At 46.4% G+C, this 237-nt stretch carries 1 protein-coding gene; it reads right to left on the minus strand.

Annotation, left to right across the window (positions count from 1 at the left end; all coding sequences use genetic code 11):
* A partial coding sequence (locus tag AAEY57_RS21100) for a DUF885 family protein (protein ID WP_350608797.1) occupies nucleotides 1-237 on the minus strand: 237 nt, incomplete at both ends.

The following is a 237-nucleotide window of genomic DNA, read 5'->3' on the forward strand; positions in this document are numbered from 1 at the left end:
CCTATAACAGTGTCGTGAAAGCTGCGAATATCAAACTTGGCCCCGAGTTCTTTTTCGGCTTTTGCACGCAGTTCGCGTATTTTTATTTCGCCCATTTTGTAAGAGAGCGCTTGGCCTGGCCATGATATATAACGATCTATTTGATCCTCCACCGCACTTTGTGGCAAAGCAGTGTGATCTGCCAAGTAGTCAATTGCCTTTTGGCGGCTCCAGCCAAATGCATGAATACCGGTATCA

The organism is Pseudoalteromonas sp. MER144-MNA-CIBAN-0113, assembly GCF_040308965.1.
In the GTDB taxonomy this organism is placed as follows: Bacteria; Pseudomonadota; Gammaproteobacteria; order Enterobacterales; family Alteromonadaceae; genus Pseudoalteromonas; species Pseudoalteromonas tetraodonis.